This is a genomic window from Pseudomonas sp. 910_23, assembly GCF_052850795.1.
Window position 1 is genome coordinate 28,103 of record NZ_VXCZ01000016.1, and the last position, 11,705, is coordinate 39,807.

The 11,705-nt window shown below is 60.7% G+C and carries 11 protein-coding genes; 8 read left to right on the forward strand and 3 right to left on the reverse strand.

The window, feature by feature from the left end:
- Positions 1 to 57: 57 nt before the first annotated feature.
- Positions 58 to 1,002 (reverse strand): GlxA family transcriptional regulator, encoded by a 945-nt coding sequence (locus FW800_RS18915; protein WP_446438228.1) that lies wholly within the window; start codon positions 1,000 to 1,002, stop codon positions 58 to 60.
- Positions 1,003 to 1,195: 193 nt separating this feature from the next.
- Here FW800_RS18915 and FW800_RS18920 point away from each other — a divergent pair, with 193 nt between their 5' ends.
- The 5 genes from FW800_RS18920 to FW800_RS18940 all read left to right on the forward strand — a co-directional run bounded on the left by FW800_RS18920 (position 1,196) and on the right by FW800_RS18940 (position 5,101).
- Positions 1,196 to 2,140, forward strand: a complete 945-nt coding sequence (locus FW800_RS18920; protein WP_032879054.1) for a choline ABC transporter substrate-binding protein — start codon at positions 1,196 to 1,198, stop codon at positions 2,138 to 2,140.
- A 73-nt stretch (positions 2,141 to 2,213) separates the two neighbouring features.
- On the forward strand, positions 2,214 to 3,101 hold the full coding sequence (locus FW800_RS18925) for a 3-keto-5-aminohexanoate cleavage protein (RefSeq protein ID WP_078822523.1): 888 nt from the start codon (positions 2,214 to 2,216) through the stop codon (positions 3,099 to 3,101).
- Between the two features lie 41 nt (positions 3,102 to 3,142).
- A complete protein-coding gene (locus FW800_RS18930; protein ID WP_194439448.1) occupies positions 3,143 to 4,108 on the forward strand; it encodes an L-carnitine dehydrogenase in 966 nt (321 codons plus the stop codon).
- Between the two features lie 12 nt (positions 4,109 to 4,120).
- Positions 4,121 to 4,612 (forward strand): thioesterase family protein, encoded by a 492-nt coding sequence (locus tag FW800_RS18935; protein ID WP_446438229.1) that lies wholly within the window; start codon positions 4,121 to 4,123, stop codon positions 4,610 to 4,612.
- A gap of 225 nt (positions 4,613 to 4,837) precedes the next feature.
- A complete protein-coding gene (locus FW800_RS18940) occupies positions 4,838 to 5,101 on the forward strand; it encodes a hypothetical protein (RefSeq protein ID WP_032879047.1) in 264 nt (87 codons plus the stop codon).
- An 88-nt stretch (positions 5,102 to 5,189) separates the two neighbouring features.
- Here the strand turns inward: FW800_RS18940 and gbdR are convergent, their stop codons facing one another.
- Positions 5,190 to 6,293, reverse strand: a complete 1,104-nt coding sequence (gene gbdR, locus FW800_RS18945) for a choline metabolism transcriptional regulator GbdR (protein ID WP_005792167.1) — start codon at positions 6,291 to 6,293, stop codon at positions 5,190 to 5,192.
- Positions 6,294 to 6,790: 497 nt separating this feature from the next.
- Complete coding sequence (locus FW800_RS18950; protein WP_446438230.1) at positions 6,791 to 8,167, reverse strand: L-serine ammonia-lyase; 1,377 nt, start codon at positions 8,165 to 8,167, stop codon at positions 6,791 to 6,793.
- 416 nt (positions 8,168 to 8,583) lie between these two features.
- On the opposite strand from FW800_RS18950, the gene FW800_RS18955 reads away from it, so the two are divergent.
- From FW800_RS18955 to choV, 3 genes are all read left to right on the forward strand, one after another.
- Positions 8,584 to 9,531 carry a choline ABC transporter substrate-binding protein gene (locus FW800_RS18955; protein WP_032879044.1) on the forward strand — a complete coding sequence of 316 codons (948 nt, stop codon included), beginning with the start codon at positions 8,584 to 8,586 and terminating at the stop codon, positions 9,529 to 9,531.
- Positions 9,532 to 9,600: 69 nt separating this feature from the next.
- Positions 9,601 to 10,446: a choline ABC transporter permease subunit gene (gene choW / locus FW800_RS18960; protein ID WP_003194913.1), complete on the forward strand. Its 846-nt coding sequence runs from the start codon at positions 9,601 to 9,603 to the stop codon at positions 10,444 to 10,446.
- On the forward strand, positions 10,443 to 11,621 hold the full coding sequence (choV, locus tag FW800_RS18965) for a choline ABC transporter ATP-binding protein (protein ID WP_005792170.1): 1,179 nt from the start codon (positions 10,443 to 10,445) through the stop codon (positions 11,619 to 11,621). The genes choW and choV overlap by 4 nt, the downstream gene beginning before the upstream one ends.
- Positions 11,622 to 11,705 lie beyond the last annotated feature (84 nt).

An 11,705-nucleotide genomic window follows, 5' to 3' on the forward strand; every position in this document is an offset into this window, starting at 1 on the left:
CAATTATGGAAAGGACTATAAATTATAGCGAAGAGTATAATTGACTATAATTGTCCGTCAAACCACCTCCCGTCGCCGATCCTCCCTAGGACACTTGGCAAACCTGGCGCGATAGCTGCGGGTGAAATAGGACGGCGACTCAAACCCACACGCAATGCTCACTTCCAGCACACTCATGTCGCTCTGGCGCAGCAGTTTCCGGGCTTTCTCCAGGCGCAGGCCGAGATAGAAGTTGCTCGGGGTGTCGTTCAGATGCAGACGAAACAGGCGCTCCAATTGACGCCGGGTGACCTTGATCGCGTTGGCCAGGGCCAGGGTGCTCAAGGGCGGTTCGGTGTGTTGCTCCATTTCGCCGATCACGTGCACCAGTTTCTTGTTGTTGATGCCGTAGCGCGTGGCGATCTGCATGCGCTGGTGGTCTTTGCGTGGGCGTATACGGCCGAGCACGAATTGCTCCGAGACCTGGACCGCCAGTTCCGAGCCGTGGGCCTGGGCGATCAGATCGAGCATCAAGTCGATGGACGCGGTGCCGCCGGCGCAGGTAATGCGGCGACGGTCGATCTCGAACAGTTCCTGAGTCACGCTCAACTGCGGATAGGCTTCCTTGAAGGCGTCGATGGCTTCCCAGTGCAGGGTCAGGCGGTGGCCATCGAGCAGCCCCGCTTCGGCCAGCACACAGGCGCCGGTGTCGATGGCGCCCAAGGTCACGCCGTCGTGATCGAGGCGACGCAGCCAATGCTCCAGCGCCGGGGTGGAGCATTGCAAAGGCTCGAAACCGGCCACCACTAATAATGTGGCGCCTTTTTCCAGCGGCTCCAGCGCGGCGTCGGCGTTGACCGACATACCGTTGCTCGCCAGCACCGCACCGCCATCTGCACTCAATATGTGCCAGCGGTACAACTCGCCACGAAAGCGGTTGGCGACCCGTAACGGTTCCAAGGCCGAGATAAAACCGATGGCCGAAAAACCCGGCATCAGCAAGAAGTAGAAATCCTGGGACATGGTGGCGCTCTCGTGGGGCGGGCAGCGTGGCACTGTGATACTCCCGTTCATGCACGGATTCAAGGGGACAGGTCGCTGCAGTGCAAGAGCCGGTCGCCGTCGTGCGCTTTGTGGTTCGCCAAGCTGCGTAACGTGGCGTCACGGTGCACAAAGACACCGGCCCCCACAATAACGACCTGCCGAGGGACCCACCATGAACCGACTGATCCGCCGTTGCGTACTTGCACTCAGCGCCAGCGCCGTTTTGAGCACTAACGCCATGGCAGCGGATGCCGCTTCATGCCAGAACGTACGCATGGGCGTGGTGAACTGGACCGACGTGATCGCCACCAGCGCCATGACTCAAGTGCTGCTCGACGGCCTCGGCTACAAGACCAAACAGACCAGCGCCTCCCAGCAAATCATCTTCGCCGGTATCCGCGACCAACGCCTGGACCTGTTCCTGGGCTACTGGAACCCGCTGATGACCCAGACCATCACGCCGTTTGTCGAGGCCGGGCAGGTCAAGGTCCTGGATAAACCCAGCCTGGAAGACGCGCGCGCCACCCTGGCGGTGCCGACTTATCTGGCGGACAAGGGCCTGAAGACCTTCGCTGACATCGCCAGGTTCCAGAAAGAGCTGGGTGGCAAGATCTACGGCATCGAGCCTGGCTCGGGTGCCAATACCCAGATCAAGGCGATGATTGCCAAGAACCAGTTTGGCCTGGGCAAGTTCCAACTGGTGGAGTCCAGCGAAGCCGGCATGTTGGCCGCCGTGGACCGCGCCGTGCGCCGCAAGGAAGCCGTGGTGTTCTTTGGTTGGGCGCCGCACCCGATGAACGTGAATGTGGCGATGACCTACCTCACCGGCAGCGAAGACGCCCTGGGGCCGAACGAAGGCCGGGCCAGCGTATGGACCGTCACGTCGCCAACCTACGCCGAGCAGTGCCCCAACGTGCACACGCTGCTGACCAACCTGACGTTCACCGCCGCCGACGAGAGCCGCATGATGCAGCCGCTGCTCGATCACAAGGATGCCCTGGAATCCGCCAGGCAGTGGCTCAAGGATCACCCTCAAGACCAGCAGCGCTGGCTGGAGGGCGTGACCACGTTCGATGGCAAACCCGCGGCCGCCAACCTGAAACTCACCAGCAAATAACCTTCTCCGAATCACCGTTTCGCGGCCACTTGCGACCGCGAACGGCACCACCACGCCTGTAAGGAACCGCCTCATGAACCACGACGTCATCATCACCTGCGCACTCACCGGTGCTGGCGACACGACCGCCAGAAGCCCGCACGTGCCGGTCACCCCCAAACAAATTGCCGCCGCCGCAGTAGAAGCCGCCAAGGCCGGCGCCACCGTGGTGCACTGCCATGTGCGCGACCCGCACACCGGCAAATTCAGCCGCGATGTAGCCCTGTACCGTGAAGTGATGGAACGCATCCGCGAGGCCGACATCGACATCATCGTCAACCTCACCGCCGGCATGGGCGGCGATCTGGAAATCGGTGGCGGCGAGAACCCGATGGACTTCGGCCCCAACACTGACCTGGTCGGCCCACTGACCCGCCTGGCGCATGTGGAGGAGCTGCTGCCGGAGATCTGCACCCTGGACTGCGGCACCCTCAACTTCGGCGACGGCGACACCATTTACGTATCCACCCCGGCGCAACTGCGGGCCGGCGCAAAGCGTATCCAGGCCCTGGGCGTAAAGGCCGAGCTGGAAATTTTCGACACCGGCCACCTGTGGTTCGCCAAGCAGATGATCAAGGAAGGGCTGCTCGATAACCCGCTGTTCCAACTGTGCCTGGGCATTCCCTGGGGCGCGCCGGCCGACACCACCACCATGAAAGCCATGGTCGACAACCTGCCCGCCGACGCGGTGTGGGCAGGGTTCGGGATTGGTCGCATGCAAATGCCGATGGCCGCGCAAGCGGTGCTGCTGGGCGGCAATGTACGGGTGGGCCTGGAAGACAACCTGTGGCTGGACAAAGGCGTGCTCGCCACCAACGGCCAGTTGGTGGAACGCGCCCGTGAAATCCTCAGCCGGCTGGGTGCGCGGGTCATGACCCCGGCCGAGGGCCGAATCAAGATGGGCCTGACCAAACGCGGTTAAAAATGTGGGAGGGGATCCCCGAACTCTTTAGGAATGTGCCAATGAGCTTTATCACTGACATCAAAACCTTCGCTGCCTTGGGCAGCGGTGTTATCGGCAGCGGTTGGGTATCCCGTGCCCTCGCCCACGGCCTGGATGTGGTCGCCTGGGACCCTGCCCCCGGTGCCGAAGCAGCCTTGCGCAAACGCGTCGCCAATGCTTGGGGTGCGCTGGAAAAACAAGGCCTGGCACCGGGTGCCTCCCAGGATCGGCTGCGCTTTGTCAGCACCATCGAGGAGTGCGTCAAGGACGCCGACTTCATTCAGGAAAGCGCCCCGGAACGCCTGGAGCTCAAGCTGCAGTTACACAGCCAGATCAGCGCGGCGGCCAAGCCAAATGCGTTGATCGGTTCGAGCACGTCCGGGCTGTTGCCAAGCGAATTCTATGAAGGTTCGACCCACCCGGAACGCTGCGTGGTCGGCCACCCGTTCAACCCGGTTTACCTGCTGCCCTTGGTGGAGGTGGTGGGCGGCAAGCGCACTGCGCCTGAAGCGATCCAGGCGGCCATCAAGGTGTATGAATCCCTCGGAATGCGCCCGCTGCATGTGCGCAAGGAAGTGCCCGGTTTTATTGCCGACCGGCTGCTCGAAGCGTTGTGGCGCGAGGCGCTGCACCTGGTCAATGACGGCGTGGCCACCACCGGCGAAATCGATGACGCGATTCGCTTTGGCGCCGGCTTGCGCTGGTCGTTCATGGGTACCTTCCTCACCTACACCCTGGCAGGCGGTGATGCCGGTATGCGGCACTTCATGGCGCAATTCGGCCCGGCGTTGCAGTTACCATGGACCTACCTGCCAGCACCGGAGCTGACCGACAAGCTGATTGACGACGTCGTCGATGGCACTAGCGATCAGTTAGGCCAACACAGCATTTCGGCGCTGGAGCGCTATCGTGATGATTGCCTGTTGGCAGTGCTTGAGGCGGTGAAAACCACCAAGGCCCGGCACGGCATGACCTTCGCCGAATAAAGGGAACCGATAATGCCCGCATTGACCACCTATACCACCCGAGTCCTTCCCGACTGGGTGGACTACAACGGCCACCTGCGCGACGCGTTCTACCTGCTGATCTTCAGCTACGCCACCGACGCGCTGATGGACACCCTGGGCCTGGACAGCGACAACCGTGAAGCCAGCGGCCACTCATTGTTCACCCTGGAGCTGCATCTGAACTACCTGCACGAAGTGAAACTGGGCGCCGAGGTTGAAGTGCACACCCAACTGATCGCCCATGACGCCAAGCGCCTGCACCTGTATCACAGCCTGCACCGGGTGGGCGATGACAAGGAACTAGCCGGTAATGAACAGATGCTGCTGCACGTCGATCTGGCGGGGCCGCAGGCTACGCCGTTCACCGAGGCCACGCTGCAACGGCTCGCCGCGATCAGCGCTGCACAGGCCGAGCTGCCAAGGCCCGCCCTGCTTGGCCGTGTCATCGGTTTACCGGCAAAAAAAGCCCCGGGCCAGCCGTGACTGGATCGGGGCAGAGGGGCCTTGTGTGAGCTGTGCATCTGGAGGGTGACCAAACCGTCAAGCTGCGTGCCTGGGATCAGTGTGCCTATTAACCGTATTGCCAAGTGACCCGAAAACGACCTGTTCATAGCCATCCAAGCCATTGCTCGATTCTGCTCTTGCCCACCCAGCGGGGGCCAACCAGAATCCAGGTCAATCCCTGTTCCCTACACCAGGATAAACGTCATGATGCACGCGGATTTGATTGACCAGGATGACCTGCTGAGCCAACTGCGCTCGCTGGGTTTTGAAGTATCCAGCGGAACCACCGCCGAGCAGGCGTGTGAATGTGCGGTGCGCGGTTTGAGCGAGGCGCGGGCCAAGGCGCTCAAGGGCATGGTTGAAAAGATGTACAGCGGCAGTGCGACGATTTTGCCGGCGGTACGCCAGGCGATCGACAAGCAGTTGTTGCCGGCGCTGATGCAATTCAAACAGAACTCCGGCGCCTGAAAATACCGCTATCGCAGGCAAGCCAGCTCCCACAGGAGAACGCATTCCAAGGTGGGAGCTGGCTTGCCTGCGATGCAGACGACTCGGTTTAGAGCCTTACACTGGCAAACGTCGACTCGTTCCTGGCCTGGCTCAACGCCGACATCGGCCCCGACAACGGTGACAACACCAGTGCCTGCGGAATCGGCATCATCGCCACTTGCTGGGTAGTGTTGGAGCCGACACGTTCATCGCGTGGCGGTATGCCGAAGTATTCGCGGTAGCACTTGGAGAAGTGCGGCGTGGACACGAACCCGCACACCGACGCCACTTCGATGATCGACATCGGTGTTTGCTTGAGCAACTGCCGCGCACGGATCAGGCGCAGCTTGAGGTAATAACGCGACGGCGAGCAGTGCAGGTATTTCTGGAACAGCCGCTCCAACTGGCGGCGCGACACGGCGACATACACCGCCAGTTCATCCAGGTCGATCGGCTCTTCCAGGTTGGCTTCCATGAGCGCGACGATTTCCTGCAGCTTCGGCTGGTTGGTGCCGAGCATGTGCTTGAGCGGCACGCGCTGGTGATCCTGTTCGTTGCGGATGCGTTCGTAGACGAACATCTCGGAGATGGCAGCCGACAATTCACGGCCGTGGTCGCGGCTGATCAGGTGCAGCATCATGTCCAACGGCGCAGTGCCGCCGGAGCTGGTGAAGCGGTTGCGGTCGAGCGTGAACAGACGCGTGCTCATCGCGACGCGCGGGAAGGCTTCCTGCATCGACGCCAGGCATTCCCAATGCACGCTGCAATCAAAACCGTCGAGCAAACCCGCGCAAGCCAGGGCCCAGCTGCCGGTACACACGGCACCCAGGCGACGGGATTGACGCGCCTGGCTTTGCAGCCACGACACATGCTCACGGGTGACCGTGCGCTGGATACCCACGCCGCCACAGACGATGACCGTGTCCAGCGCCGGCGCTTTGTGCATGGAGGCGTCCGGGGTGATTTGCAGGCCGTCGCTGGCCCATACCTGGTTGCCGTCCACGCTCAGGGTTGTCCAGCGGTACAGCTCGCGGCCGGACAACTGGTTGGCCATGCGCAGGGGTTCCACGGCCGACGCCAGTGAAATCAGCGTGAAATTGTCCAGCAGCAAAAAGCCGATGGATTGAGGCGCACGGTTCTGGGGTTGGGCCCCGGAGTTGAACGACGTCATCGCGGTATCTCCTCACACAAAGCGGGTGATGGCCTCAGGCGAGGCTCTTGTTATTGCGCTCATCCCCTGCGAGGGGAGAGAGGCTTTGAATTGACAGAGCAAATGCCATGCCGAAAATTGAATGGCTATTCAATAACTCCTGAAAACGACCTATTGATGCGTCTATATAAGCCCGCGCGTGGGGTGCGGGATATGACGTGAGAAGGGTGCTACTCAAAGCGTGTGAGCAAATCGGTAGCACTTGTGGGAAGGCGCTTTGCGGGCGTAGGACATGTCTGTCACCCAAAGCACAATGCGCAGGTGACGAGAGGGAAATCGTTTGGTAGCTACTTATCTGTTTGCGACGCGCTAAAAGGTGGCGTTTTTTGATCTGGTGTTCACTTTATGAGCAATTGTGTCTGCACTATTGCTATCGGGGGCAAGCCCCCTCCCACATTTTGAAGGTGTTCACAAATCAAGTGTGGGAGGGGGCAAGCCCCGATGCAGGCGACTGGGTCTCAGCACTCAACCGCACTCACCGCCAACCCACCGCGTGATGTCTCTTTGTACTTGTCATGCATATCGGCCCCGGTATCACGCATGGTGCGGATCACCCGGTCCAGGGAGATAAAGTGCTGGCCGTCGCCGCGCAGGGCCATTTGCGCCGCGTTGATGGCCTTCACCGCCGCAATCGCATTGCGCTCGATACACGGCACCTGTACCAGGCCGCCGACCGGGTCGCAGGTCAGGCCGAGGTTATGTTCCAGGCCGATTTCAGCGGCGTTGCACACCTGCTCCGGCGTGGCACCTAGAATCTCCGCCAAGCCAGCTGCGGCCATCGCGCAAGCCGAGCCTACTTCACCCTGACAGCCGACTTCAGCACCGGAGATCGAAGCGTTCTTCTTACACAAGATACCTACCGCCGCCGCGCCGAGCATATAGTCGACCACGTTGGCTTCGGTGACCTCCTCACTGAACTTCATGAAGTAGTGCAGCACTGCCGGGATGATCCCCGCCGCGCCATTGGTGGGCGCCGTCACCATGCGCCCACCGGCGGCGTTTTCTTCGTTGACCGCAAGGGCGAACAGGTTGACCCACTCCATGGCGCTCAAGGTCGAGCCGATCACATTGGGTTTGCCCAGCTCTTGCAAACTGCGATGCAACTTGGCGGCGCGACGGCGCACATTGAGACCGCCAGGCAGGATGCCTTCGTGCTTGAGGCCCTGCTCCACGCAATCCTGCATGGCGCGCCAGAGTTTCATCAGGCCGCTGCGGATTTCTTCTTCGCAGCGCCAAGTCTTTTCGTTCGCCAGCATCAGTTCGGCGACGCGCAGGTTGTGGGTCTTGCACAACTGCAACAGCTCCACCGCACTGGAAAAATCGTAAGGCAATTCGGTGCGATCCATATCGGCCACGCCGCTTTGGGCCTGGGCCTCATCCACCACAAAGCCACCGCCGACCGAATAGTAGGTATCGCGATGCAGTTCGCCGTCATCGCCCCATACCACCAGGGTCATGGCGTTGGGGTGGAACGGCAGGTTCTCGTCGAGCAAGCGCATGTCCCGCGCCCACACAAATGGCACCGGCAAGCGGCTGTCCAGCAACAGGGTGTCGGTTTCACGCAAGGTTTGAATGCGTACGCCGATTTGCGAGGGGTCGATTGCGTCCGGCCACTCGCCCATCAGGCCCATGATGGTTGCGGTGTCACTGCCATGGCCGATGCCAGTGGCAGACAACGAGCCGTACAGTTGCACTTCGACACGCCGAACCCGTTCCAACAGTTCACGCTCACGCAACGCCTGCACGAACAACGCCGCGGCGCGCATGGGGCCCACGGTGTGAGAACTCGAAGGCCCGATGCCGATCTTGAACAGGTCGAAAACGCTGATAGCCATTAACGTGTAACTCCTCGATAAGCGCGGGCCGGGCTTGAACGAGGTGCTACGCTCAGATCGCCCAGATGGCGGCATCATCAAGCTTTTGTTGCTCGCCACGGCGTCTCACACCGACGCATCCATGCTCACCAGCGTCGCTCGCGTGCGAACGCCTGTTTTGGCCGTTTTTTGCGGTGCAGATGGGTAAAAACAGCAGTTTTACCTTGGGAAAAAGCTGTAAGCGACGTCATCGGTACTGGATGCGACCCTCCCTGTACTGGATACGACGCCCCCTGTAGGCGTCAGATTTTCACTGGTACATGATCAGTCTCGACTCGTTTGCAAGGCACCGCGCCAGAGCTGTTCTCGCACGCTCCAACCGCAACACTTATAAAGCGCGGCGAATGCCGCCAGAAAAGACACAGGAGTCTACCCCGATGAAAGGTTCACCCTCGTTGTTGTTGGCCGCCATGCTGAGTCTGCCCGTCATGGCACACGCCGCAGAACCGGAACAGTGCAAGACCGTCAACTTCTCCGATGTCGGCTGGACCGACATCACCGTCACCACCGCGACCACCAGCGAAATCCTCAAGGGCCTGGGCTACAAACCGCGCACCACGATGATTTCGGTACCGGTGACCTACAAGTCCCTGGCCGACGGCAAGAACATGGACATCTTCCTCGGCAACTGGATGCCGACCATGGAAAACGACATCAAGCAGTACCGTGATGCCGGCACCGTGGAAACCGTGCGCGCCAACCTGGAAAACGCCAAGTACACCCTGGCAGTCCCACAGGCGCTGTACGACAAGGGCCTGAAAGACTTCGCCGATATCGCCAAATTCAAGGATGAGCTGGGCGGCAAGATCTACGGCATCGAGCCGGGCAACGACGGCAACCGCACTATCCAGACACTGATCGACAAAGACGCCTTCGGCCTCAAGACCGCCGGCTTCAAGGTGGTCGAGTCCAGCGAAGCCGGGATGCTCTCCCAGGTTGAACGCGCCTCCAAGCGCAACCAGGCCATTGTGTTCCTCGGCTGGGAACCGCACCCGATGAACACCCGCTTCAAGATGAAGTACCTGACCGGCGGCGACGATTCGTTCGGCCCCAACTACGGCCAGGCCACCATCTACACCAACACCCGCAAGGGCTACACCCAGGAATGCAGCAACGTCGGCCAGTTGCTGAAAAACCTGGTGTTCACGCTGGACATGGAAAGCACCCTGATGGGTAACGTCCTGGACGACAAGATGAAGGCCGACGCCGCCGCCAAGGCCTGGCTGCAGAAGAACCCGCAAGTGCTCGACACCTGGCTCGCCGGTGTCACCACCGTCGATGGCAAACCAGGGCTCGATGCCGTCAAAGCTTACCTCGCCAAATAGCACCCGCTGACCCCGGGCCGGTGCGCTGGCCCGGGATGTTTTCCCCTTCGCATGTGGACATTCACTACCATGCTGACTGAACAGAAAATCCCTCTAGGCCAGTACATCGCTGCCTTCGTCGACTGGTTGACCCAACACGGTGCCAACTATTTCGACGCAATCGCATCGACACTGGAAACGATGATCCACGGCGTGACGTTTGCGCTGACCTGGTTCAATCCGCTGGCATTGATCGGTCTGATTGCGCTGCTGGCTCACTTTATTCAACGCAAATGGGGCCTGACGGTGTTTGTCATTGCCTCCTTCCTGCTGATCCTCAACCTGGGGTACTGGCAGGAAACCATGGAAACCCTCGCGCAGGTGCTGTTCGCCACCCTGGTCTGCGTGGTCATCGGCGTGCCGCTGGGTATTGTTGCCGCGCACAAGCCGATGTTCTACACCATGATGCGGCCGGTGCTCGATCTGATGCAGACCGTACCGACCTTCGTCTACCTCATCCCTACCCTGACCCTCTTCGGGCTGGGTGTGGTGCCCGGGCTGATTTCCACGGTGGTGTTCGCGATTGCCGCGCCGATCCGCCTGACCTACCTGGGTATCCGCGATGTGCCGCAAGAGCTGATGGACGCCGGTAAAGCCTTTGGCTGCTCGCGCCGCCAGTTACTCTCGCGCATCGAGTTGCCCCACGCCATGCCGAGCATCGCCGCCGGCATTACCCAATGCATCATGCTGTCGTTGTCGATGGTGGTGATCGCCGCCCTGGTGGGTGCCGACGGCCTCGGCAAGCCGGTGGTCAACGCACTGAACACCGCTGACATCGCCCTGGGCTTTGAAGCGGGGCTGGCGATCGTCTTGCTGGCCATCATGCTCGACCGTATCTGCAAACAACCCGACGCTAAAGTAGGGGGTGATGCATGAGCATTATCCGATTCGACAATGTCGACGTGATCTTTTCCAAAGACCCACGCGAAGCGCTCAAGCTGCTGGACCAGGGCATGAGCCGTAACGAAATCCTGAAGAAGACCGGGCAGATTGTCGGCGTTGAAAAGGCCAGCCTGGATATCGAGAAAGGCGAGATCTGTGTGCTGATGGGCTTGTCGGGTTCCGGCAAGTCGAGCCTGCTGCGCTGCATCAACGGCCTCAACACCGTCAGCCGTGGCCAACTGTTTGTAGAGCATGAAGGTCGCCAGATCGACATCGCCTCCTGCACCCCCGCCGAGTTGAAAATGATGCGCACCAAACGCATCGCCATGGTGTTTCAGAAGTTCGCCCTGATGCCTTGGCTGACGGTGCGCGAGAACATCAGCTTCGGCCTGGAAATGCAGGGCCGTCCGGAGAAGGAACGGCGCACGCTGGTGGATGAAAAGCTTGAACTGGTGGGCCTGAGCCAATGGCGCAACAAGAAGCCCGACGAGCTGTCCGGCGGTATGCAGCAACGCGTCGGCCTGGCCCGCGCCCTGGCGATGGACGCCGATATCCTGCTGATGGACGAACCCTTCTCGGCCCTCGACCCGCTGATTCGCCAAGGTTTGCAGGATGAGCTGCTGGAGCTGCAACGCAAGTTGAGCAAGACCATCGTGTTCGTCAGCCACGACCTGGATGAAGCGCTGAAACTGGGCAGCCGTATCGCGATCATGAAAGACGGCAAGATCATCCAGTACAGCGTGCCGGAAGAGATCGTGCTGAACCCGGCGGACGACTATGTGCGCACCTTCGTCGCCCACACCAACCCACTGAACGTGCTGTGCGGACGCAGCCTGATGCGCACGCTGGACAACTGCAAGCGCGTGAACGGTTCGGTGTGCCTTGATCCGGGTGGTGACTCGTGGCTGGACCTGGCCGAAGGCAACACCATCCAGGGCGCACGCCAGAATGGCGTGGCGATGAACCTGCAGAATTGGGCGCCAGGGCAAGCGGTGGAAGGTCTGGGCCGGGTGCCGACGCTGGTGGACTCCAACATCGGTATGCGCGATGCGTTGCAGATTCGCTACCAGACGGGGAACAAACTGGTGCTGCATGACAACAACAAGGTGGTGGGGATCTTGGGTGACAGTGAGCTCTACCATGCCCTCTTAGGCAAGAACCTGGGCTAGCAAACACTGCAAAGCAAAATGTGGGAGGGGGCTTGCCCCCGATGCAGTGTGTCAGTAAGTACATCTGTTACTGATACACCGCCA

What these genes read in the sequence shown, in the direction of transcription:
- FW800_RS18915 (WP_446438228.1), bottom strand. Translation starts at nt 1,002, where the DNA reads ATGTCCCAGGATTTCTACTTCTTGCTGATGCCGGGTTTTTCGGCCATC.
- FW800_RS18920 (WP_032879054.1), top strand. Translation starts at nt 1,196, where the DNA reads ATGAACCGACTGATCCGCCGTTGCGTACTTGCACTCAGCGCCAGCGCC.
- FW800_RS18925 (WP_078822523.1), top strand. Translation starts at nt 2,214, where the DNA reads ATGAACCACGACGTCATCATCACCTGCGCACTCACCGGTGCTGGCGAC.
- FW800_RS18930 (WP_194439448.1), top strand. Translation starts at nt 3,143, where the DNA reads ATGAGCTTTATCACTGACATCAAAACCTTCGCTGCCTTGGGCAGCGGT.
- FW800_RS18935 (WP_446438229.1), top strand. Translation starts at nt 4,121, where the DNA reads ATGCCCGCATTGACCACCTATACCACCCGAGTCCTTCCCGACTGGGTG.
- FW800_RS18940 (WP_032879047.1), top strand. Translation starts at nt 4,838, where the DNA reads ATGATGCACGCGGATTTGATTGACCAGGATGACCTGCTGAGCCAACTG.
- gbdR (WP_005792167.1), bottom strand. Translation starts at nt 6,293, where the DNA reads ATGACGTCGTTCAACTCCGGGGCCCAACCCCAGAACCGTGCGCCTCAA.
- FW800_RS18950 (WP_446438230.1), bottom strand. Translation starts at nt 8,167, where the DNA reads ATGGCTATCAGCGTTTTCGACCTGTTCAAGATCGGCATCGGGCCTTCG.
- FW800_RS18955 (WP_032879044.1), top strand. Translation starts at nt 8,584, where the DNA reads ATGAAAGGTTCACCCTCGTTGTTGTTGGCCGCCATGCTGAGTCTGCCC.
- choW (WP_003194913.1), top strand. Translation starts at nt 9,601, where the DNA reads ATGCTGACTGAACAGAAAATCCCTCTAGGCCAGTACATCGCTGCCTTC.
- choV (WP_005792170.1), top strand. Translation starts at nt 10,443, where the DNA reads ATGAGCATTATCCGATTCGACAATGTCGACGTGATCTTTTCCAAAGAC.